Consider the following 23,445-nt stretch of genomic DNA (forward strand, 5'->3'; position numbering starts at 1 on the left):
TTGTAATTTATCCGTTGATGAGTGAGAGGTATTTATGGCATTAACAGCGACAGGTATGGGTTCGGGTTTAGACATTACTAACATTGTAAAAGTGTTGGTTGATGCTGAAAAAGCGCCCAAAGAAGCGATGTTTAATAAGACGGAAGACAGCATTAAAGCAAAAGTTTCTGCAATGGGAACCTTAAAAAGTGCGCTATCTACGTTTCAAGATGCCGTTAAGAAACTTCAAACTGGTGATGCATTAAATCAACGGAAAATTTCTGTGAGTAGCGACACCTACATAAGTGTTACTGCAGATAAGACGGCTCAAGCGGGTAGTTTTGGGATAAAAGTTGAACAACTTGCAGCCAATCACAAAATTGCGGGTACAAATGTTGCCGATCCTACTCAGCCTGTAGGTGAGGGCAGTTTAGGTTTTGATATCAATGGCAAAAGTTTTTCTGTTGATATCGGAGCAACGGATTCGCTTGCAACAATTGCTAAAAAAGTCAATGAAGCCTCCGATAACACTGGTGTTACTGCTACAGTCATTACGAGTGACGCAGGTAGTCGCTTGGTTTTCAGCTCCAATAAAACAGGTGAAGATAATCAAATAACCCTAACGGCTACTGATACTTCTGGAACGGGTATCACAGATATGTTTGGTACTGGCAACACAACAACATTGCAAGATGCCAAAAACGCTGTGCTTTATATCGATGATCAAAAGGTCACTTCACAAAGTAATGAGGTGAAGAATGCCATTACCGGTGTGACGTTGAATTTAAAAGATGCCGATATAGCAAAGACTACCACGATTAAAATTGAGCAAGATAACGACGCAGTAAAAACCAACGTACAAGCCTTTGTTGATGCCTACAATAGCTTAGCGACGGCAATTGATAAGATGTCTTCTTACGACAAAGATAAGAAAACAGCTGCTGCACTTCAAGGTGATTCAATGATCCGTTCTATTGAATCTCAGCTTAGGAGTATCTCAAGTGAGCGAATACCCACTGAGGATGGCGGCTCAATTGCACTCTATGATATCGGTATTAAAACAGACCGATATGGAAAACTCTCAGTAGATGATACAAAACTCAATAAAGCACTTACTGAAAATATGTCAGGTGTTGAAGCTTTATTTGCAACTCCCGATAAAGGTCTTGCCAATCGATTCTACGAACTTTCAGATAGTTATGTTAAGGCTAGGGGCTTGATTGCTGATCGGCAAACCAGTTTTACTAATCAGCAGAATCGTTTGGCAGACCAAAGAGAAGCTTTCACCCTGAAAATGGATCAGCTTACTGCCCGTCTAACCAAACAATTTAATGCGATGGATTTAGTCGTTGGACAACTGAATCAACAGAGCAGTGGTTTAGTTGATCGATTGAATTCACTTCCTGGAGCGGTTAAAAAGAGCTAAAAAGTTTTTGATAAAAGGAATAGTGTTGTGAAGCAACTTGATGAGCTCAATAGTGCACTAGAGCAAGTGCTAGAGCAGTTAAAACGAATTCCTGCAGAAGATGTTCAAACCGACGACTTGGTCTCAAATTTGCAGAGTATGGTAGACGAGCGTCAACTTTTACTCAATGTACTAGTCGCTGATGCCAATATGACGGATGCTAACTATCTTCAGCGTCAGCTTGCATTAACTCAAGACTTTTCTAAAAAGGCGAGTTTGCTCATGGCTGACAGGCAAGCATTATTACATGCGAGCAGTAAGAATAAGCGCCAGATCAGTGTTTATGAGACTATAGATTCAAATAGGTAGGTGTTTATGAGAGGGTCACTGCAATCATATCGTAAGGTTTCACTTGAAAGTGAAATTACTGTAGCTTCCCCGCATCGCATTATTCAGCTGATGTTTGCTGGAGCATTACAACGCTTGGCTCAGAGCCGTTACGCTATCGAACAAAACGATTTAGTCAATAAAGGTATCTATATAAATAAAGCTATCGGTATTATTACCGGATTGAGTAATAGTTTAAATATGGATGCGGGTGGTCAAATCGCGAAAAACCTCAGTGACTTATATGACTTTATGTTGCGCAAAATTTCAGAAGCCAACTTAAATAATGATGTAAAGGCGATTGATGATGTGTGCGATATTTTACGGACAATTAAGGAAGGTTGGGACGCTATTCCTGCCGATAAGCACAATATTTCCTCTCACGCGGAAGCTCGTTAGTCGTCTCTGGTTAAAGTGATAAAAGACGCACTCAGTGCGTCTTTTTTTTTGGCTTGTGTCAATTAATTGACTTTGAGCGCTAGAATCACTGCATAAATGAACTAAAATCAATTCAGTTTGGCATAATCCGCATTCGAAGCTTGCTTCTCGACTGCTGATAATACAATATTCATCACAGTAGTGATGGTGGCACAGATTGTTACATTGAATTTGTTAAGCTTTTACAGCAACTAATCATAAATAATTAATGCGAATTGATACCTAATTAGCGCTTTACGGCCTACTGAATGATGCAAACAGATCAACGAATTTTACTTGTCGGAACCCCATCAGAGCGCTTAAGTCGCTTGTGTTGCATTTTTGAATTTTTGGGCGAACAGATCGAAATTATCGCCATCGAAAAATTAAGTGCATGCCTCCAAGATACCCGTTATCGCGCTTTGGTGATCAGCACAGAGACTGTGTCCGTTGACGAATTAAAGTCGCTCGCGAGTCAGTACCCGTGGCAACCCATTTTGTCTTTTGGCAATGTGGGCGAGTTACAGGTTGCAAATATCCTTGGGCAAATTGAAGAGCCATTAAACTACCCACAATTAACAGAGCTACTGCATTTCTGTCAGGTTTATGGGCAAGTCAAACGTCCACAAGTTCCTACCAGCGCTAATCAAACCAAATTATTCCGTAGTTTAGTGGGCCGCAGTGAAGGCATCGCGAATGTTCGTCATTTGATCAGTCAGGTTGCGACATCTGATGCGACGGTGTTGGTGCTCGGGCAGTCGGGCACGGGTAAGGAAGTGGTTGCCCGTAATATCCATTACTTGTCTGAACGTCGTGACGGACCTTTTATTCCAGTTAACTGTGGTGCGATTCCGCCTGAACTACTCGAAAGCGAATTGTTTGGTCATGAGAAGGGCTCTTTTACGGGCGCTATTAGCTCACGTAAGGGCCGTTTTGAGCTTGCCGAAGGTGGTACATTATTTCTCGATGAAATCGGCGATATGCCTTTGCAGATGCAGGTCAAATTACTACGCGTGCTGCAGGAGCGTGTCTTTGAGCGCGTCGGTGGCACTAAAACTATTAACGCTGATGTACGCGTTGTCGCTGCGACTCACAGGGATCTTGAAAGCATGATTAGCAGCAATGAGTTCCGTGAAGATCTTTATTATCGTCTCAACGTCTTTCCGATCGAAATGCCAGCACTAAGCGACCGCAAGGATGACGTTCCTTTATTGTTGCAAGAGCTGGTAAGCCGAGTTTATAACGAAGGCCGTGGCAAAGTTCGATTTACTCAACGGGCGATTGAATCGTTAAAAGAACACGCTTGGTCGGGGAACGTGCGTGAACTGTCTAACCTAGTTGAGCGCTTAACAATTTTATATCCGGGCGGGTTAGTCGATGTGAATGACTTGCCTATCAAGTATCGTCATATCGATGTGCCTGAATACAGTATCGAGCTCAGTGAAGAACAACAGGAACGTGATGCGCTGGCATCTATCTTCACCAGTGAAGAGCCGGTTGAAATCCCTGAGACCCGTTTCCCGAGCGAGTTACCGCCGGAAGGGGTTAACCTTAAGGATCTGTTGGCTGAGCTTGAAATCGATATGATACGCCAAGCGTTAGAACAGCAGGATAACGTGGTTGCGCGCGCCGCCGAAATGCTCGGTATTCGCCGTACTACCTTAGTTGAGAAAATGCGTAAGTACGGAATGACGAAAGAATAGTCATATTCCAGTTGTTTATCCTATTGTTTTACATATCTAAATTCATTTCTTAATTTGGCATAGAATCTGCAAACACTCCGTCAGAAGCAATTTTTTGACGGAGTGACTATGTCTGCTCATCCACTAGCGCAACTTGAAACATTCAAGCACACTAGCAAACAATGGAACCAACTGCGTGAGGCCGCCAATATGTCCAATCGGATGGAGCATATTTTACAGGCTATGCCCTCTGGCGTGGTGATTTTGAACGGTGACGGTATTGTCACCGATGCAAACCCTGTTGCCGTGGAATTGCTGGAGCAGTCGTTATGCGGCGCGCGCTGGATTGATGTGATCCACACTGCGTTTGCACCGCAGGACGATGACGGCCATGAGGTGTCATTACGTAATGGCCGCCGAGTCAAATTGGCGATTACCCCATTAACGCCGGAACCTGGCCAATTAATTGTGCTGACGGATCTGACTGAAACTCGTCTACTGCAAAAAAATCTGTCCCATCTGCAGCGCTTATCAGCCCTCGGCAAAATGGTCGCGACGCTGGCGCATCAGGTGCGTACGCCACTGTCGGCTGCACTGCTCTATGCTGCAAATCTGGCCAGTCCCAAATTATCGGAATCTGCAAAGGCAAAATTTCAGCAAAAATTAGTCGATAGACTCAATGAGCTTGAACGCCAAGTTAACGATATGCTGCTGATGGCCAAAGGGCGGCAGGATGAATTGGGTGAGCTGGTTAACCTTGATGAGGTGATTAATACTGTCATGGCGAACTGTGAGCCGATTGTGACTCAGCGCGGCGCAGCATTGACAGTTACCAATGCCTCCAACGGTTTAATGCTGGCGAATGTGAATGCGCTCAGTTCTGCCGTGAATAATCTGGTGATGAATAGCCTTGAAGCCGGAGCAACGCAGATCCAAATCGTTGCTAATGATATCGGCGAGCAGTTAGCCCTCAATGTGGTCGACAATGGCAAAGGGCTGGATGCCAAGATGCAACAAAAAGTGTTGGAGCCTTTCTTTACCACCAAAACGCAAGGAACGGGCCTTGGCTTAGCCGTTGTGCAGTCAGTGGTGCGCAATCATGGCGGCCAAATCCAATTGAGTTGTATGCCCAATAAAGGTTGCACTGTGTCATTGACATTCCCGCAGGCGAAATCGGCTACTGTGTTGCCGCTGGAGAAACCCTATGTCTGAAGCCAAATTACTCTTAGTCGAAGACGATGCGTCCCTGCGTGAGGCATTGCTCGATACCTTGATGTTGGCGCAATACGACTGTATTGATGTGGCCTCCGGCGAGGAAGCCATTATCGCATTGAAGCAACATCAGTTTGATTTAGTGATCAGCGATGTGCAGATGCAGGGCATTGGTGGCTTAGGCTTATTAAATTACTTACAGCAGCATCACCCCAAGTTGCCAGTGTTGCTGATGACGGCATATGCCACCATTGGTAGTGCGGTCAGTGCGATTAAGTTGGGCGCGGTTGATTATTTAGCAAAACCTTTCGCTCCTGAGGTGTTGCTAAACCAAGTTTCCCGCTATTTACCGCTCAAACAAAATAGCGATCAACCAGTCGTTGCCGATGAAAAGAGTCTCGCGCTGTTGTCCTTGGCGCAGCGGGTGGCGGCATCCGATGCCTCTGTGATGATCCTAGGGCCAAGCGGCTCAGGTAAAGAAGTATTAGCCCGTTATATTCATCAGCATAGCAGCCGTGCCGATCAGGCATTTGTGGCCATCAATTGTGCAGCTATTCCCGAAAATATGCTTGAGGCGACCTTATTTGGTTATGAAAAGGGCGCCTTTACCGGTGCTTATCAGGCGTGTCCTGGTAAATTTGAGCAAGCGCAGGGTGGTACTTTATTACTCGATGAAATTTCAGAAATGGATTTGGGACTGCAGGCCAAACTGCTGCGCGTGCTACAAGAGCGTGAAGTGGAGCGTTTAGGTGGTCGCAAAACCATTAAGTTAGATGTGCGGGTGCTTGCCACTTCGAATCGAGATTTAAAGGCCGTAGTTGCCGCGGGGCAATTCCGGGAAGATCTCTATTATCGCATAAACGTGTTTCCACTGACCTGGCCCGCATTGAATCAACGACCTGCGGATATTTTGCCCCTAGCTCGGCATTTGCTAGCCAAGCACGCAAAGGCGCTAAATGTGCTGGATTTACCTGAGTTTGATGAGGCTGCTTGTCGTCGTTTACTTAGTCATCGCTGGCCAGGTAATGTGCGCGAGTTAGATAACGTTGTCCAACGCGCGTTAATTTTACGTGCTGGAGCTGTGATTAGCGCCAACGATATTATTATCGATGCCCAAGATGTGCCTCTGTCACCCGATGAAGCCGAATACGCTAATGAGCCTGAAGGTTTAGGTGAAGAGTTGAAGGCGCAGGAGCATGTGATCATTCTCGAAACCCTAGCGCAATGCCAAGGTAGCCGAAAGCTGGTTGCCGAGAAACTCGGGATCAGTGCGCGAACCTTAAGATACAAGATGGCCAGAATGCGTGATATGGGGATTCAATTGCCTAACTAAGGCAGGTTTTGCAACTTATCTAGTACCTTTGCCACTGGGTCACCCTGTGGCAATTTCATATTTGACGATTCCCTAAATTCTTTTTAGCACGGCTAAGTGAAAACTTGGCCGTGCTTTTGCATATCCTGTTTATCTAGAGAGTTTAATCGTCAATAACTCGACGATGGGGAGCACGACATGCAAATTGGCGCGAATTCATTACTGCAGGAAATGCAGTCACTTCAAGGTGAAATCAAACCTTCTTTTGGGATTTCACCCAATAATATTGTGCAGCAAGTGAATAACACCAGCGGTGCTGACTTTGGGCAACTCCTCTCCCAAGCGATTGGTAATGTCAGTGGCTTGCAGTCAACCTCATCAAATCTCGCGACCCGATTAGAAATGGGGGATACCACAGTGAGTCTTTCGGACACTGTTATCGCCCGTGAAAAGGCCAGTGTCGCCTTTGAAGCCACAGTCCAAGTGCGCAATAAGCTCGTTGAAGCTTATAAAGAAATAATGAGCATGCCTGTTTAGGCCAGTGAATAACGCAATTAGCAGGTACGAATCGTGAGCACAGAAATGATTGTTGGATCTAACGCCAGCACAATGGACCAAGGTGTTCAGCAAGAACATAAATCGGGTGTGTTGGGGAATCTAGGTGGTGTGGATATGATGCGCCAGATCACCATGATTTTAGCCCTCGCCATTTGTTTGGCATTAGCGGTGTTTGTCATGATCTGGGCACAGGAGCCTGAGTATCGTCCATTAGGTAAAATGGAAACTCAGGAAATGGTTCAGGTACTTGATGTGCTTGATAAAAATAAAATTAAGTACCAGATAGAAGTCGATGTTGTTAAGGTGCCCGAAGATAAGTATCAAGAAGTAAAAATGATGCTTAGCCGTGCGGGTATCGACAGTGCCGCGGCTTCAAATCAAGATTATCTTAGCCAAGACAGTGGTTTTGGTGTAAGTCAAAGAATGGAGCAAGCTCGCCTGAAGCACAGCCAAGAGGAAAACTTGGCTCGCGCTATCGAACAGCTACAAAGTGTTAGCCGCGCCAAAGTGATTTTAGCGCTACCTAAAGAAAACGTGTTTGCCCGCAATACGGCTCAGCCTAGTGCAACGGTTGTAATTAACACTCGCCGTGGCGGTTTAGGCCAAGGTGAGGTCGATGCCATTGTGGATATCGTCGCTTCTGCGGTTCAGGGCCTAGAGCCTTCACGGGTCACTGTCACCGATTCTAACGGCCGCTTACTGAATTCAGGCAGCCAAGATGGTGTGTCTGCAAGAGCTCGTCGCGAGCTTGAACTGGTTCAGCAAAAAGAAGCTGAATACCGCACTAAAATTGATTCCATTCTTTCACCCATTCTTGGGCCTGATAATTTCACTTCACAAGTCGATGTAAGTATGGATTTCACCGCGGTTGAGCAAACCGCAAAACGCTTTAACCCTGATTTACCTTCATTACGTAGTGAAATGACGGTTGAGAATAATTCTACAGGGGGTTCCTCTGGCGGTATTCCTGGTGCTTTATCGAATCAGCCTCCGATGGAGTCTAATATTCCGCAGGATGCGACCAAGGCAACAGAAAGTGTGACCGCAGGTAACTCGCACAGAGAAGCGACCCGTAATTTTGAGTTAGACACCACGATCAGCCATACCCGTCAGCAAATTGGCGTTGTACGCCGCGTCAGTGTATCGGTTGCGGTGGACTTTAAACCGGGCGCCGCTGGTGAAAACGGCCAAGTGGCGCGTGTTGCTCGTACCGAGCAAGAGTTAACAAATATCCGTCGTTTATTGGAAGGCGCAGTAGGTTTTAGTGCGCAGCGTGGGGATGTGCTTGAGGTTGTTACTGTTCCCTTTATGGATCAATTGGTTGAAGATGTACCTGCGCCTGAACTTTGGGAGCAACCTTGGTTTTGGCGTGCGGTCAAGTTAGGTGTTGGTGCGTTAGTGATCTTAGTGTTGATCCTTGCGGTAGTTCGTCCAATGCTCAAACGTTTAATCTATCCCGATAGCGTAAATATGCCTGAGGATTCAAGATTGGGTAATGAGTTGGCCGAGATTGAAGACCAATACGCCGCCGATACCTTAGGGATGCTCAATACCAAAGAAGCAGAGTATAGTTATGCCGACGATGGCTCAATTCTTATCCCTAATCTGCATAAAGATGATGATATGATTAAAGCTATCCGTGCGCTTGTGGCTAATGAGCCCGAGCTTTCTACCCAAGTCGTGAAAAACTGGTTACAAGACAATGGCTGAGAATAAATCAAAAGATGCCGCTGAAACTTCAGGCTTTAATGTAAAGGATCTCAGCGGTATCGAAAAAACGGCAATTTTACTGTTAAGTTTGAGTGAAGCCGATGCCGCCTCCATTTTAAAGCACTTAGAACCTAAGCAAGTGCAAAAGGTGGGTATGGCGATGGCGGCCATGGAAGACTTCGGTCAGGAAAAAGTCATCGGGGTACATAAGCTGTTTCTCGATGATATTCAAAAGTATTCTTCGATTGGTTTTAACAGTGAAGAGTTCGTCCGTAAGGCGTTAACCGCGGCTTTAGGTGAAGATAAAGCCGGTAATTTGATTGAACAAATTATCATGGGCAGCGGCGCCAAAGGTTTGGACTCGCTCAAATGGATGGATGCGCGCCAAGTTGCCACTATCATCCAAAATGAACATCCACAGATCCAAACCATTGTTTTATCTTATTTAGAGCCAGACCAAGCGGCGGAGATTTTTGGCCAGTTCCCAGAGAATACCCGCTTAGACTTAATGATGCGTATTGCTAACCTTGAAGAAGTGCAACCTGCGGCATTGCAGGAATTGAACGATATCATGGAGAAACAATTCGCCGGCCAAGGTGGCGCGCAGGCAGCGAAGATGGGCGGCCTAAAAGCGGCGGCCAACATCATGAACTACCTCGATACTGGTATCGAAAGTCAGTTGATGGAAACCATGCGCGAAACCGACGAGGAAATGGCGCAGCAAATCCAAGACTTAATGTTTGTATTCGAAAACCTGATCGATGTAGACGACCGCGGTATCCAAACCTTGCTGCGTGAAGTACAGCAGGATGTATTGATGAAGGCGCTGAAAGGCGCAGACGATCAACTCAAAGACAAAATTCTGGGCAATATGTCAAAACGGGCTGCCGAATTGCTGCGTGACGATTTAGAGGCTATGGGTCCTATCCGGATCAGCGAAGTAGAAATCGCCCAAAAAGAAATTCTGTCAATTGCACGTCGGTTAAGTGACAGCGGTGAAATCATGTTAGGCGGCGGTGGTGGCGATGAGTTCCTCTAATCGGAGTGACAATAGCGACAACAAATTGTCTCATCGGGTGGTGAGCGACGCTGAAATCGAGTTCAGCCATTGGCAATTACCCGATGTAACGGAAACCGAAGACGTGAGTATGTCTAACTTGTTCGGTTACAGCCCGCAACAAGCGCCGAAAACAGTGTCAGCGGAAACCGTTGCCCCGCCGACAATGGCGGAAATCGAAGACATTCGCGCCCAGGCCGAAGAAGAAGGTTTTAACGAAGGCAAGACTCAAGGTTACGCCGAAGGGCTAGAGCAGGGCAGACTTGAAGGATTAGAGCAAGGCCATACAGAAGGTCTCGCGCAAGGGCATGAGCAGGGGCTCGAAGCTGGGCTTGCCGAAGCCAAATCATTAGTCACTCGCTTTGAAGGGCTGCTGAGTCAGTTTGAAAAGCCACTGCAATTACTCGATGGTGATATTGAGCACTCCTTAATGACACTCGCTATGGCGCTGGCTAAATCGGTGATTGGCCATGAACTTAAGACTCATCCAGAGCAAATCTTATCTGCGCTGCGTTTAGGGGTTGAATCATTGCCGATTAAAGAGCAAAGCGTCAGTATTCGTATGCATCCCGACGATGTCGCTTTGGTTGAACAGCTTTATACCCGTACCCAATTAAACCGTAATCAGTGGCAGTTAGAGGCCGACCCCAGCTTAAATTCGGGAGACTGTATTATCAGCAGCCAACGCTCGTTGGTGGATTTAACCCTATCTTCGCGCATTGATGCGGTCTTTGAGTCCTTACGTAACCAGCAATCCCATTTAAGCCATCAGCAACAACAGCGCCAAGCGGACCTTGATGAGGAAAATTCCGCTAAAATTGCCTCGACCATCGAGTTAGATGACGAAGCTCGAAACAACCAGCAACAACATGATGGAGAGGAAGATGCAAAATCGCCGCCATCAACTGCTGAATAAGCTGAATCATTGCATCGACAAAGTCCCGCCGTTTCGAGCCGTCGCCAGTGGTCAACTGGTGCGTGTTGTTGGCTTGACCTTAGAAGCGAGTGGTTGTCGAGCCCCCGTTGGTAGCTTGTGCTCCATCGAAACCATGGCGGGAGAGTTGGTAGCCGAAGTTGTCGGTTTTGACGATGAGCTGCTGTATCTTATGCCGATTGAAGAATTGCGCGGCGTGTTACCCGGCGCGCGGGTTATCCCCCTCGGTGAGCAAACGGGGCTAAATGTTGGTTTATCCCTGCTCGGACGAGTGCTCGACGGTAACGGTGTGCCATTAGACGGTCTTGGCGCTTTATCGACCGATCAGCAGGCGCCGAGGCACAGTAACGCTATCAACCCACTTTCTCGCCGTGCGATTACTGAACCACTCGATGTGGGGGTGCGCGCCATCAATGCCATGCTCACCGTTGGTAAGGGCCAACGTATGGGCCTATTTGCTGGCTCAGGTGTGGGTAAGAGTGTGCTACTAGGTATGATGACCCGAGGTACCACGGCCGACATTATTGTAGTGGGGCTGGTAGGTGAGCGTGGTCGCGAAGTTAAAGAATTTATTGAAGAAATCCTCGGGGAAAAGGGCAGAGCACGCTCGGTTGTGGTGGCGGCGCCCGCCGATACCTCACCGCTGATGCGCCTGCGCGCCTGTGAAACCTCGACTCGTATCGCCGAGTATTTTCGGGATTTAGGCTATAACGTATTGTTATTAATGGATAGTTTAACTCGTTACGCCCAGGCGCAGCGGGAAATTGCCTTAGCCGTGGGTGAACCACCGGCGACTAAAGGTTATCCACCTTCGGTATTTGCCAAATTACCGCGTTTAGTTGAACGGGCGGGTAATGGAGGCCCTGGACAGGGTTCTATCACCGCATTTTATACCGTGCTGACCGAGGGCGATGACCAACAGGATCCGATTGCCGATGCTTCTCGGGCGATCCTCGATGGGCATATTGTGCTCTCCCGTTCACTGGCGGATTCTGGGCACTATCCCGCAATCGATATTGAGGCTTCCATTAGCCGTGTGGCCCCAATGGTGATTTCAAACGAGCACTTAGAAGCCATGCGCCGGGTTAAACAGACCTATTCCCTTTATCAGCAGAATAAGGATCTGATTTCGATCGGGGCTTATGCCCAAGGCAGTGATCCGCGAATCGATAACGCCATACGCCTACAACCTGCGATGAATGCCTTCTTACGGCAAACCATGCGTGATGCCTTTAGTTTTGCCGATAGCCAAGTCATGCTTGGGCAACTCGCGGCGCAATGTAAATAATCGAGACTGTTATGGCGAATGCCGATCCTCTGTTACTGGTATTAAAATTAGCCCTCGATTCAGAGGAGCAAGCAGCACTACTGCTGAAGTCGGCGCAATTAGAGTGTCAAAAGCGACAAAATCAGTTAGATGCTCTCAACAACTACCGATTGGAATACATGAAGCAGATGCAGTCACAGCAAGGTCAAGCCATCAGCGCCAGTCATTATCACCAATTTCACCGTTTTATTCGGCAAATCGATGAGGCGATTGCCCAGCAAAATCGTGTGGTCGCCGATGGTGAGAAGCAAAAAAATTATCGTCAGCAGCATTGGCTCGAGAAGCAAAAGAAACGCAAGGCGGTAGAACTACTCTTAGAGAATAAAGAGAAAAAACGCCAAGCGCTTGAGTTGAAGAAAGAGCAAAAGATGACCGATGAATTTGCTTCCCAACAGTTTTTTCGCCGCAATAAACCCTAACCAAAGCTCGCCATTGCTTGTTTAAGTTGTTTCTTAAATCTGTAACCTCCATTTGTTGGCATTTTATTTGCTTGCTTTATACCAGATATGGCAGAAGCCGCATAAATTGACGTTGCCTGAATGGAATTTTCTCGGGCGAATGTTTAGGAGCTGATATGCAACAAATGAACAATATCCTATTAGCGCCAAGCGCGAAAAACGGTGCAAGCTCTGGCAAGACGATGTCACAAGATACTAATAGTGAAGATTTTTCTGTTGCATTGGCATCAGTAACATCTACTTCTACTCCATCAACGAAAACTAGAGTTTCTCAAGAAGTGCCAGTTAAATCGTCACAATCAGAGACGAATGTGGACGAGAGTGATACCGATGATAAAGCCGATATCAACTTAATTTTTGCCCAGATTGGGATGGCAAATGAGATGAAGAAAGCGGCAGCACCGGGTGAAGCTTTGCCGCTTGATGCTGATATCATAGCAACTGAAGATGCAGAACCAGCATCTTCCTCTATCTTGGCCGATGATCAATCTCAGACTGATGAGTCTCTTGTTGTTGGCAATTTTTCCGATGAACTTGCTAGGTTTACTGAGTCCAGCACAGCAAACCTTGGCAATCTAAAGCTTGATTCCAATGGTGAGCAGAGGGAAGCTGGCTTGTTAACTACGGTCAGCCAAAATGCAGAGCAAGTATCTGCGCAGATATTACAACCGCAATCTTCATCACTTAATGGCGCTGAAGAGGTTGTAGATGATGCACTGACTGCTGCCCTTGAAATATCATTTAAGGCTAACTCCTTCGGCGAGGATTCATCTATTGCTGATGATGGATTTGTTCTGGCTAGTTTACGATCGGATAAGTTTATTAAAACGTCCGAAAATCATATTTTACCCATTGATGGAGAGCCTATTTTAGGTTCAAAAGAACTAGGTACAAAAGAGATGGAGCTTAGCGGTAAGGTGATGAATATGCCTACACCGCGGACCGATACAGCAATGTCACCTGTGGCTGTAGATAATCAAGCATCAATCAAAGCTTCTGCTAGCGATGTGGATATATTACAAGTTAATGCAGCTTCTGTTTCGAATGTTAAAGATTCCAATAGCTTAGGAACTGTGAGCATTGACCCTGATCTTGCTACAGAAAATCCTTCCCGAGCTGAAATTTCTGCTGGATTTTTACTAAAGGATGCCAAGTTAGCCGTCAGTCTCGATACACCGCAAGATAGTCGCTTAACGTCGTTCAATACAGACGAATCATCGGGCGTTGAATCTAAACCTGTTGAATTTAAACCTGTATCCTCATTGCATTCTTTGACTACGCAGGTAACAAATCGTCAGGATATTCCACAAGTGCAGCTTTCCTTGCGCCAAGGTGTAGAAACTCAAAACCAAATGCAGGAGATGATCCAGCGTTTTTCACCCGTGATGAAACAGCAGTTGGTGACTATGGTAAGTCAAGGGATCCAGCAGGCTGAAATTCGGTTAGATCCGCCAGAACTGGGTCATATGCTAGTTAAAGTGCAAGTACATGGCGACCAAACGCAAGTGCAGTTCCATGTTACCCAATCTCAGACCCGCGATGTGGTTGAGCAAGCCATTCCCCGCCTGCGTGAATTATTACAGGAACAAGGTATGCAATTGGCTGACAGTCATGTTTCCCATGGTGACCAAGGTCAACGCCGCGAGGGTGGATTTGGCGAAGCGGGTGGTTCGGGCAGCGGAAATATGGATGATTTCTCGGCAGAAGAGCTAGATTTAGGTTTAAATCAAGCAACTAGTTTAAATTCGGGTATAGATTATTACGCTTAAGAAGGTAACCTATAGTAATAAAGCGGATTATAATCCGCATCGTAATCCATTCCCGCATTTAGCCAATTAAAGAGTACAGAAGATGGCCAAGGAAGAATCATTAGAACTTGAAAGTACCGAAGCGCCTAAAAGTAAAAAGAAGCTATTTATTTTTATTGGGGTCGGTGTTTTAGCAGCCCTACTAATTGGTGGTGCTCTGTGGTTTTTTCTTGGTAGTAGTGATGAAGTACCCGCTGATGCTGAAGGTGCTAAAACCGAAGCAGAGGCGCCTGCTGCAGAACCTGCAATGGCTGCCTATGTGCCTATGCCACGTCCATTTTTGTTCAATCTTCCTGGGCCAGACCGCTCTCGACTTGTCGAAATTAAAGTGCAATTGATGGTTCGAGGCCAAGATGATGACGTGTTGACCCAAAAGCATATTCCATTAATTGAGGATGCGTTGTTAACCACCTTTAGCGGGGCAGATGTGCAAAAACTGAGTACTCAGGCAGGTAAAGACGAATTACGGCAATTAGCGCTCTTGAGTGTACAAAATACCTTGCAATCCGTGACCGGACGTAAAGTGGTTGAAAAAGTACTCTTTACCGGGTTTGTAATGCAATAACCCTTTATCTTCAGCACGTTAAAGAGGCGAAGACAATACTGTGAGTGATTTATTAAGCCAAGACGAAATTGATGCGCTCTTACATGGAGTGGATGACGTCGAAGAGGACAGTGAGAATGATGCCGCGGGGCTGGAAGCTCGCTCCTACGACTTTTCCTCCCAAGACCGTATTGTGCGTGGACGTATGCCCACGCTCGAAATTGTGAATGAGCGTTTTGCCCGCCACTTGCGGATCAGCATGTTCAACATGATGCGTCGTGCGGCCGAAGTGTCGATTAACGGTGTGCAAATGCTTAAGTTTGGTGAGTACGTACATACCTTATTCGTTCCAACCAGTCTGAATATGGTGCGTTTTCATCCCTTAAAAGGTACCGCGCTTATTACCATGGAAGCGCGCTTAGTGTTTATTTTGGTGGATAACTTTTTTGGTGGTGACGGTCGTTTCCATGCCAAGATTGAAGGCCGTGAATTTACCCCAACCGAACGTCGGATTGTGCAACTGTTGCTTAAGATTATCTTTGAAGACTACAAAGATGCTTGGGCACCCGTGATGGATGTGGAGTTTGATTATCTAGACTCCGAAGTAAACCCTGCAATGGCGAACATCGTCAGTCCCACTGAAGTGGTGGTGATTAACTCTTTCCATATCGAGGTTGATGGCGGTGGCGGCGATTTCCATATCACTATGCCGTATTCGATGATTGAACCAATCCGTGAACTGCTCGATGCTGGTGTGCAGAGTGATAAACAAGATACGGATATGCGTTGGTCACAGGCGCTGCATGACGAGATTATGGACGTAAAGGTCGGCTTTGATGCTACAGTCGTTGAGCATGAGCTCACACTCAAAGACGTCATGAACTTTAAGGCAGGGGATATTATTCCTGTTGAACTGCCAGAATACATTATGATGAAAATCGAAGACTTACCGACATATCGCTGTAAAATGGGGCGTTCACGCGATAATCTAGCGCTTAAAGTTTACGAAAAAATCCCACGTCCAGAGACGGTTAAGTCCGAACTGCAATTAGTGACACGTAAAGGCAAAGCCAGAGATATATCAGAATTATAAAGGTGAAGTGAGATGAGTACAGATGACGATTGGGCAGCGGCCATGGCCGAGCAAGCATTGGAAGAAGCAAACGCCATTGATCTTGACGAGCTTGTAGACGAGTCGCAGCCAATTAGTAAGGCCGAAGCCGCCAAACTAGACACCATTTTGGATATTCCTGTGACAATTTCTATGGAAGTCGGTCGCAGCTATATCAGTATTCGTAACCTACTGCAGCTTAACCAAGGTTCTGTAGTGGAGCTGGATAGGGTGGCGGGTGAGCCGCTAGACGTGATGGTGAATGGCACGCTTATCGCCCATGGCGAAGTGGTTGTGGTTAACGATAAGTTTGGTATTCGTTTAACTGACGTGATCAGTCAAACTGAGCGTATCAAAAAACTTAAATAATTTTAAGCCAGTAAGAATAAGCCTGAAGGACAGAGATGAGCATATCCGTAATTCTCAATGCAGCGTCAGCGGCTCAGGCGAGTATGGCTGAAGTAGCCAACCAAGGTGCAGTGGCAACGACAAAAGTGACCGAGCCATCACAAATGGCGGCAGCGGCGAGTATGCTTGGCGGCCTTATTTTAGTGCTATTGCTCATCTTCGTCTTAGCTTATTTGCTAAGGCGATTTAATTTAGTTCCAACGAATCACAGTGTGCTAAAAACCCTTGCAGTTACATCGCTTGGGCAGAAAGAGCGCCTCGTATTGGTTCAAGTTGGTGAGCAGCAGTATTTACTTGGTGTGAGTGGGCAACAGGTTAATTTAATTGATAAATTAGCCGAGCCTATCGAAATTGAGTCCACTTCCTTTGCAGAAAAGCTACGGCAGGCGAAATTAAAACAATGATGAAGTACATACTCACCTTAATTGGGGTCAGTACCCTGTTGTTTGCCGCATCGGTGGGTGCGGCCGATGGTGTATTGCCTGCGGTAACCGTAAAAACCGCCGCCGATGGTTCGACCGAATATTCGGTGACCATGCAAATCCTGTTGCTAATGACCTCGCTGAGTTTTATCCCCGCTATGGTCATTATGTTGACGTCCTTTACCCGCATCATTGTAGTACTGTCGATTTTGCGCCAAGCCATTGGTTTACAACAGACACCTTCTAACCAAGTTTTGATTGGCATGAGCCTGTTCATGACCTTTTTCATTATGGCGCCTGTGTTCGACAAAATTTATGACCAAGGGGTAAAACCCTATATCGATGAGCAACTCACGCTGCAACAGGCCTTCGATAAAGGTAAGGAGCCTTTACGGGCATTTATGTTAGGGCAGGTACGTACCACAGATCTGAAAACCTTTATTGATATCTCGGGGTATCAAAACATTAATTCCCCAGAAGAAGCGCCAATGAGCGTGTTGGTGCCAGCTTTTATCACCAGCGAACTTAAAACAGCCTTTCAAATTGGTTTTATGTTGTTTGTGCCTTTCTTGGTACTCGATCTCGTGGTAGCCAGTATCTTGATGGCCATGGGTATGATGATGCTCTCGCCGATGATTGTCTCTTTACCCTTTAAGATCATGCTATTTGTGCTTGTCGATGGCTGGGGCCTAGTAATGGGCACACTCGCCAATAGCTTTGGTTAGACGAGCGGAGATTCGCGATGACGCCAGAAGCTCTAATCGATATTTTCCGTGAGGCCTTAGCCGTGATTGTCATGATGGTTTCGGCCATCGTGCTGCCGGGGCTTGGTATTGGCTTAATTGTGGCGGTGTTCCAGGCGGCGACCTCAATTAACGAACAGACCTTAAGTTTTCTACCACGATTACTTGTGACCTTGCTAGGTTTAATGTTGATGGGCCATTGGCTAGTGCAAACTCTAATGGATTTCTTTATCGAAATGGTTAACCGCATTCCCCAAGTGGTAGGTTAAGTCCATGGAGCTGCTGCTCGATACCTTAATGCAAACCATAGCCTCTTATATGTGGCCACTGTTTCGAGTGGCCAGCATGTTGATGGTTATGGTGGTGTTTGGTGCCGCAACAACACCGACTCGGGTACGTTTGCTTCTTGCTATAGCTATCACTCTTGCCATTGCGCCGGTATTGCCACCCGTTAAGGATGCCGAACTCTTTTCCTTAAGCGCTGTTTTTATTACCGCTCAGCAAATCATTATTGGCGTCGCCATGGGCTTTGTGACCCAAATGGTGATGCAAACCTTTGTGTTAACGGGTCAGATCATTGGTATGCAAACTAGCTTAGGTTTTGCCTCTATGGTTGATCCGGGCTCTGGTCAACAAACGCCAGTGATAGGTAACTTCTTTTTATTACTCGCGACGCTGATTTTTCTCGCCGTCGATGGACACCTGTTGATGATCCGCATGCTCGTCGCCAGTTTTGAGACCTTACCGATTTCGAATCAAGGATTAACCTTGACAAGTTATCGCTCGCTGGCGGAATGGGGCTCCTATATGTTTGGCGCGGCACTGACCATGTCGCTGTCGGCGATTATTGCTTTACTACTCGTTAACTTATCCTTTGGAGTCATGACCCGCGCCGCGCCGCAGCTGAACATTTTCTCGATAGGTTTCCCCATCACTATGATTGGTGGACTGCTGATTTTATGGTTGACCTTGACTCCCGTGATGGCCCATTTCGAAGAAGTCTGGGCATCGGCACAGCTTTTGCTGTGTGATATTTTAGGGCTTCAGTGTCAAGCCAATGGCATATTCTAACCGGATAGGAACGCGTAATGGCTGAAGAAAGTAGCGGCGAACGCAGCGAGGAACCCACCGGGAGGCGCCTCGAACAGGCGCGAGAAAAAGGGCAGGTAGCCCGTTCAAAGGAGTTAGGTACCGCGACCGTATTACTCTCGGCGGCGACTGGCTTATATATGCTCGGACCTGGAATAGCGAAAGCCCTATCCAACGTATTCGAGCGCGTATTTACTATGGACCGCGCGGCAATTTTTGATACAAACCAGATGTTTAATGTATGGGGCGTCGTGGGGAGCGAGATTGGCTGGCCGTTACTCAAGATTATGTTACTGATTGTGGTGGTGGCATTTATCGGTAACGTATCCCTTGGCGGGATGAACTTCTCCACTCAAGCCATGATGCCCAAAGCCAGTAAGATGAGCCCGATTGCGGGGTTTAAGCGGATGTTTGGTGTGCAGGCTTTGGTTGAACTAACCAAAGGGATTGCTAAGTTCTCTGTGGTAGCAATTGCCGCTTATTTGCTACTCAGTCATTATTTCAACGATATTCTGCTCCTGTCTGCCGATCATCTCCCCGGTAACGTCCATCATGCGCTGGATTTATTGGTGTGGATGTTCATTCTGCTTTGCTCCTCCGTCTTAGTCATAGTGGTTATCGATGTGCCGTTTCAGATCTGGAACCACAACAAACAGCTGAAAATGACTAAGCAGGAAGTCAAAGACGAGTATAAAGATACCGAAGGTAAACCTGAGGTTAAAGGGCGAGTTCGGCAAATGCAGCGTGAGTTAGCGCAGCGGCGTATGATGGCTGAAGTCCCTAATGCGGATGTGATTGTGGTAAACCCTGAGCACTATGCCGTGGCCATTAAATACGATGTAAAGCGTTCTGCTGCGCCTTTTGTTATCGCTAAAGGTGTTGATGATGTTGCATTTAAAATCCGTGAGGTGGCAAGGGCGCACAATATTGCCATCGTTTCAGCGCCGCCGCTGGCTCGAGCGATTTATCACACCACTAAGCTTGATCAGCAGATCCCCGAAGGTTTATTTACCGCGGTCGCTCAAGTACTCGCTTATGTATTCCAGTTACGTCAGTATCAAAAAGGGCGTGGCCGTAAACCTATACCCATTCCACTTAATCAACCTATTCCTGACGAACTTAAATATTAGGGCGGTTGACGTTTAAGTAAATTTTGGCCGCCACAACTGCAGCTCCTCGCTGAGGGGAATAACGAGGCATTATTTTACGTTTAGCGTGCACCAACTTGCCAGAACAAACAAAAATGTAATCTCGAAACAACAGTGAACCCTGATAAGCTGTGTCGATATTTCTTAAGGCAATTTCTTTAATCTGTTACTTGGTTGTATAACACATGATGTTGGCGTATTTCTTGCTTTTAGGCTGTTATACGTCAAAGTTTAGGTATCTGTGAATGGATGTTAAAGCCACCCTAGGCCAAGTAAAACAGTTGAGACTGAGCTCTTTCAAGGGGATAGGTACGCCAATGCTAGTGCTTGCTGCATTGGCTATGATTGTGCTGCCTATCCCGCCGTTTCTACTCGACGTTTTGTTCTCCTTTAACATTGCCTTGGCTTTGATTGTTCTTCTTGTCGCGATTTATACCGACAGACCCTTAGATTTTGCTGCTTTTCCAACTGTTTTATTAGTTGCGACACTGCTGCGACTCGCGCTTAACGTGGCCTCGACCCGTGTGGTATTACTCGAAGGTCACAATGGTGGTGACGCCGCGGGTAAGGTGATTGAGGCCTTCGGCTCCGTGGTGATTGGCGGTAACTATGCTGTCGGTCTAGTCGTATTTATCATTTTGATTATTATCAACTTTGCCGTTGTCACTAAAGGTGCTGGCCGTATTGCCGAGGTGAGTGCTCGCTTTACCTTAGATGCGATGCCCGGTAAGCAAATGGCCATCGATGCCGATTTAAATGCTGGCATTATTAATCAGGATCAAGCCAGAACTAGACGCGCCGAGGTGACCCGCGAAGCCGATTTCTATGGCGCAATGGACGGTGCGTCTAAGTTTGTGAAGGGCGATGCGATTGCCGGTATTATGATCTTGGTTATCAACATTCTCGGTGGGTTTATTATCGGGATTGTGCAGCATGGTTTGACATTCTCTCAAGCCGTTGAAATTTATACTCTGTTAACCATCGGTGACGGTCTCGTCGCGCAAATCCCTGGTTTATTACTGTCAATCGCCGCGGCGTTGATGGTGACTCGTCAAAATGAATCTGGCGATATGGGGCAGATGCTAATTAGTCAGATGTTTGACAGTCATAAGTCTCTGAGCATCGCTGCGGGCGTATTATTCGTGATGGGCATAGTTCCAGGCATGCCGCATATGGCGTTTTTGGGTTTCGCAGCAATCACTGGCGGAGCCGCATACTTTGTGTATAAACGTAATGAAGCTAAACGCACTAAAGCCCTCGAACAGGTTAAAACGGGTCCAACTGAAAAACTGGAGAGAGAGCCAAAAGAACTCAGTTGGGACGATGTACACCATGTTGATACTATCGGTCTGGAAGTGGGATACCGTTTAATCCCATTGGTCGATAAGGGCCAAGGTGGGGAATTACTAAGTCGGATCAAAGGGGTACGTAAAAAACTTTCGCAAGAACTGGGCTTCTTGGTGCCTGCGGTACATATTCGTGACAATCTCGATTTATCACCCAATGCCTATCGCATTTCATTAATGGGCGTGGTAGTCGGTGAGGCGGATATTCGCCATGACTGCGAGCTAGCCATCAACCCAGGCCAAGTTTATGGCAAGCTCGATGGTATCGAGACTCGTGATCCTGCCTTTGGTCTCGAAGCCGTGTGGATTGCCCCTGAGCTGCGTGAACATGCACAAACCTTAGGTTATACCGTGGTGGATGCCGCGACAGTGGTGGCAACCCATATCAGCCAAATATTGACGAATAATGCGGCGAAACTCTTAGGCTACGAAGAAGTGCAACAACTGATGGATATGCTTGCCAAGCATTCGCCTAAGTTGGTGGATGGCTTTATTCCGGATGTGATGCCGCTCGGAAATGTCGTAAAAGTGATGCAAAACCTATTAAATGAAGGAGTTTCTGTCAGAGACTTGCGTACCATAGTGCAAACTTTGTTAGAATACGGCACTAAGAGTAACGATACAGAAGTGTTAACGGCGGCGGTGCGTATTGCATTGAAGCGCATGATAGTTCAAGAGATCTCCGGTCCTGAACTTGAAATCCCCGTCATAACTTTGGCGCCAGAGTTGGAACAGATGTTGCATCAATCAATGCAAGCAACCGGTGGCGATGGCCCCAATATCGAACCAGGCCTTGCAGAGCGCATGCAGCAATCCTTAGCGGATGCCGCTCAAAAGCAAGAAATGGTTGGTCAACCCGCTATATTGCTAACGTCAGGTATGTTACGTGCGACACTGTCTCGCTTTGTTAAATATACTATTCCAAATCTCAGAGTGATTTCTTATCAAGAAATCCCCGATGAAAAGCAAATACGCATAGTGTCTGCCGTCGGCCAGTAGAGGACGCATAAGTGAAGATTAAACGTTTTTTTGCCAAAGACATGCGTGCTGCACTGGCCCAAGTGAAGGACACGCTCGGCTCCGATGCCGTGATTATGTCGAATAAGAAAGTAAATGGCGGCATTGAGATTGTGGCCGCCGTTGACTACGACGAGCCAAAAGCGAAAGCGCCTGCAGCAGCACCTACCTTTATGGATGTGAGTGATGATTTAGTGTCACTTGGTGCCAAAGCGCCGATTCGTGCTGAAACTAAGCTGAAACCGTCAGCACCAGCGGACTCTCTCCAAGCTTTGCTCGAGAAGCAACAAAGTCGTTTAAACCAACAACTCACCCATCAAAAGCAAGACGCGGAGCTGCCTGCGTGGGCACAAGCATTACAGGCTCCCGCGGCGCAAAAAACTGAGCGCCGTGATATGGGAAATGCTTTCGATAAGAAGCCGCAGGTATCACAGAAGCAAAATGCGGATCTCGAAGCGATGCGTGATGAGTTAGCATCTTTACGCAATCTGCTCACCCATCAAGTGTCTGCGCTGATGACTGAACACAAAAAACGTATCGATCCTGTGGGCGCCATGCTGGAGTCAAAATTATTGGAGGCTGAGTTTTCTCCTGCGGTCGCGAACAAGCTAGCCGCGCTCAGCCAACACTATACTCCGGCAGAATTAGTTCGTGCCTTGCCACAAAGTCTAGCCAATATGCTTGATAATCAAGGTGATGATATCGTTAAGCAAGGCGGTGTTGTGGCGCTGGTTGGCCCAACGGGTGTGGGGAAGACCACATCTTTAGCCAAATTAGCGGCTCGCTTTGCTGCCCATCATGGTGCGGACCAAGTGGCTTTGATTACTACGGATCATTATCGTATTGGCGCGTATGAGCAATTGGCGACTTATGGCAAAATTATGGGATGCCCCGTTAAGCAAGCCCATGATCTTGCTGAGCTAGAGCAAATTCTGTATCAGTTCAGAAATCGCAAGCTAGTATTGATAGATACTGCTGGTATGGGCCAACGAGATATGCGTCTTTACCAGCAACTTGATAATTTAACTGCAAATAGCAGAATACCTATCCGCAGTTATCTGGTACTGTCTGCCACAGGACAGCGCCGCGTGCTGCAAGATGCTGTAAATCACTTTAAACGCATTCCCTTATCTGGTGTTGTACTCACCAAACTTGATGAATCCGTGTCGTTAGCGGGCGCATTAAGTGTGTTGATCCAAAGTGGGTTGCCATTAAGTTATGTTACGGATGGGCAGCGAGTGCCCGAAGATATGAAAGTCGCCGATACTTTATTGCTCGCAGAGCAAGCGTTAGCGGCCTTAGAAAACACTGAACAACAATCGTTACCAGACACAGCGTGGTCAGATAATATGACCTGTGCATTTGAGTAGA

23 protein-coding genes are annotated in these 23,445 nt (G+C 46.8%); all 23 read left to right on the top strand.

The annotated features are described in order from the left end of the window. Positions 1-34 precede the first annotated feature (34 nt). Positions 35-1,405 (top strand): flagellar filament capping protein FliD, encoded by a 1,371-nt coding sequence (gene fliD, locus SHD_RS10690; protein WP_023267124.1) that lies wholly within the window; start codon positions 35-37, stop codon positions 1,403-1,405. A 27-nt stretch (positions 1,406-1,432) separates the two neighbouring features. Further along, positions 1,433-1,753 carry a hypothetical protein gene (locus SHD_RS10695; RefSeq protein ID WP_023267125.1) on the top strand — a complete coding sequence of 107 codons (321 nt, stop codon included), beginning with the start codon at positions 1,433-1,435 and terminating at the stop codon, positions 1,751-1,753. A gap of 6 nt (positions 1,754-1,759) precedes the next feature. Then, positions 1,760-2,170 (top strand): flagellar export chaperone FliS, encoded by a 411-nt coding sequence (fliS, locus tag SHD_RS10700; protein ID WP_039978131.1) that lies wholly within the window; start codon positions 1,760-1,762, stop codon positions 2,168-2,170. A 287-nt stretch (positions 2,171-2,457) separates the two neighbouring features. Further along, a complete protein-coding gene (locus SHD_RS10705) occupies positions 2,458-3,891 on the top strand; it encodes a sigma-54 dependent transcriptional regulator (RefSeq protein ID WP_023267127.1) in 1,434 nt (477 codons plus the stop codon). Positions 3,892-3,999: 108 nt separating this feature from the next. Beyond that, positions 4,000-5,082 (top strand): sensor histidine kinase, encoded by a 1,083-nt coding sequence (locus SHD_RS10710; RefSeq protein WP_023267128.1) that lies wholly within the window; start codon positions 4,000-4,002, stop codon positions 5,080-5,082. Next, a complete protein-coding gene (locus SHD_RS10715) occupies positions 5,075-6,415 on the top strand; it encodes a sigma-54-dependent transcriptional regulator (protein ID WP_023267129.1) in 1,341 nt (446 codons plus the stop codon). The genes SHD_RS10710 and SHD_RS10715 overlap by 8 nt, the downstream gene beginning before the upstream one ends. Positions 6,416-6,592: 177 nt before the next feature. Continuing rightward, positions 6,593-6,931: a flagellar hook-basal body complex protein FliE gene (gene fliE / locus SHD_RS10720; protein WP_011625692.1), complete on the top strand. Its 339-nt coding sequence runs from the start codon at positions 6,593-6,595 to the stop codon at positions 6,929-6,931. A 45-nt stretch (positions 6,932-6,976) separates the two neighbouring features. Then, positions 6,977-8,662: a flagellar basal-body MS-ring/collar protein FliF gene (gene fliF, locus SHD_RS10725; protein ID WP_023267130.1), complete on the top strand. Its 1,686-nt coding sequence runs from the start codon at positions 6,977-6,979 to the stop codon at positions 8,660-8,662. Then, positions 8,655-9,701 carry a flagellar motor switch protein FliG gene (gene fliG, locus SHD_RS10730; protein WP_023267131.1) on the top strand — a complete coding sequence of 349 codons (1,047 nt, stop codon included), beginning with the start codon at positions 8,655-8,657 and terminating at the stop codon, positions 9,699-9,701. The genes fliF and fliG overlap by 8 nt, the downstream gene beginning before the upstream one ends. Continuing rightward, complete coding sequence (gene fliH, locus SHD_RS10735; RefSeq protein WP_023267132.1) at positions 9,688-10,635, top strand: flagellar assembly protein FliH; 948 nt, start codon at positions 9,688-9,690, stop codon at positions 10,633-10,635. The genes fliG and fliH overlap by 14 nt, the downstream gene beginning before the upstream one ends. After that, a complete protein-coding gene (gene fliI / locus SHD_RS10740) occupies positions 10,604-11,941 on the top strand; it encodes a flagellar protein export ATPase FliI (RefSeq protein WP_023267133.1) in 1,338 nt (445 codons plus the stop codon). The genes fliH and fliI overlap by 32 nt, the downstream gene beginning before the upstream one ends. Positions 11,942-11,952: 11 nt before the next feature. Next, the gene (gene fliJ / locus SHD_RS10745) at positions 11,953-12,399 is read left to right on the top strand and encodes a flagellar export protein FliJ (protein WP_023267134.1); all 447 of its coding nucleotides are present in this window, start codon (positions 11,953-11,955) and stop codon (positions 12,397-12,399) included. A 155-nt stretch (positions 12,400-12,554) separates the two neighbouring features. Then, positions 12,555-14,207: a flagellar hook-length control protein FliK gene (locus SHD_RS10750; protein WP_023267135.1), complete on the top strand. Its 1,653-nt coding sequence runs from the start codon at positions 12,555-12,557 to the stop codon at positions 14,205-14,207. Positions 14,208-14,289: 82 nt separating this feature from the next. Continuing rightward, a complete protein-coding gene (gene fliL, locus SHD_RS10755; RefSeq protein ID WP_023267136.1) occupies positions 14,290-14,811 on the top strand; it encodes a flagellar basal body-associated protein FliL in 522 nt (173 codons plus the stop codon). A gap of 40 nt (positions 14,812-14,851) precedes the next feature. After that, the gene (gene fliM, locus SHD_RS10760) at positions 14,852-15,883 is read left to right on the top strand and encodes a flagellar motor switch protein FliM (RefSeq protein ID WP_023267137.1); all 1,032 of its coding nucleotides are present in this window, start codon (positions 14,852-14,854) and stop codon (positions 15,881-15,883) included. A 12-nt stretch (positions 15,884-15,895) separates the two neighbouring features. Beyond that, the gene (gene fliN, locus SHD_RS10765; protein WP_011716424.1) at positions 15,896-16,270 is read left to right on the top strand and encodes a flagellar motor switch protein FliN; all 375 of its coding nucleotides are present in this window, start codon (positions 15,896-15,898) and stop codon (positions 16,268-16,270) included. 35 nt (positions 16,271-16,305) lie between these two features. Next, complete coding sequence (gene fliO, locus SHD_RS10770; protein WP_023267138.1) at positions 16,306-16,713, top strand: flagellar biosynthetic protein FliO; 408 nt, start codon at positions 16,306-16,308, stop codon at positions 16,711-16,713. Then, entirely contained in the window at positions 16,710-17,456 is a 747-nt protein-coding gene (gene fliP, locus SHD_RS10775) for a flagellar type III secretion system pore protein FliP (RefSeq protein ID WP_011622079.1), read from the top strand. Before fliO ends, fliP begins: the two co-directional genes overlap by 4 nt. Before the next feature lie 17 nt (positions 17,457-17,473). Next, positions 17,474-17,743, top strand: a complete 270-nt coding sequence (fliQ, locus tag SHD_RS10780) for a flagellar biosynthesis protein FliQ (protein ID WP_023267139.1) — start codon at positions 17,474-17,476, stop codon at positions 17,741-17,743. A gap of 4 nt (positions 17,744-17,747) precedes the next feature. Beyond that, positions 17,748-18,545, top strand: a complete 798-nt coding sequence (gene fliR, locus SHD_RS10785; protein WP_023267140.1) for a flagellar biosynthetic protein FliR — start codon at positions 17,748-17,750, stop codon at positions 18,543-18,545. Between the two features lie 17 nt (positions 18,546-18,562). Continuing rightward, positions 18,563-19,693 carry a flagellar biosynthesis protein FlhB gene (flhB, locus tag SHD_RS10790; protein WP_023267141.1) on the top strand — a complete coding sequence of 377 codons (1,131 nt, stop codon included), beginning with the start codon at positions 18,563-18,565 and terminating at the stop codon, positions 19,691-19,693. 263 nt (positions 19,694-19,956) lie between these two features. Further along, complete coding sequence (gene flhA / locus SHD_RS10795) at positions 19,957-22,056, top strand: flagellar biosynthesis protein FlhA (protein ID WP_023267142.1); 2,100 nt, start codon at positions 19,957-19,959, stop codon at positions 22,054-22,056. Positions 22,057-22,067: 11 nt separating this feature from the next. Beyond that, positions 22,068-23,444: a flagellar biosynthesis protein FlhF gene (gene flhF / locus SHD_RS10800; RefSeq protein ID WP_023267143.1), complete on the top strand. Its 1,377-nt coding sequence runs from the start codon at positions 22,068-22,070 to the stop codon at positions 23,442-23,444. Position 23,445 lies beyond the last annotated feature (1 nt).

This window comes from Shewanella decolorationis S12 (assembly GCF_000485795.1).
GTDB classification, from domain to species: Bacteria; Pseudomonadota; Gammaproteobacteria; order Enterobacterales; family Shewanellaceae; genus Shewanella; species Shewanella decolorationis.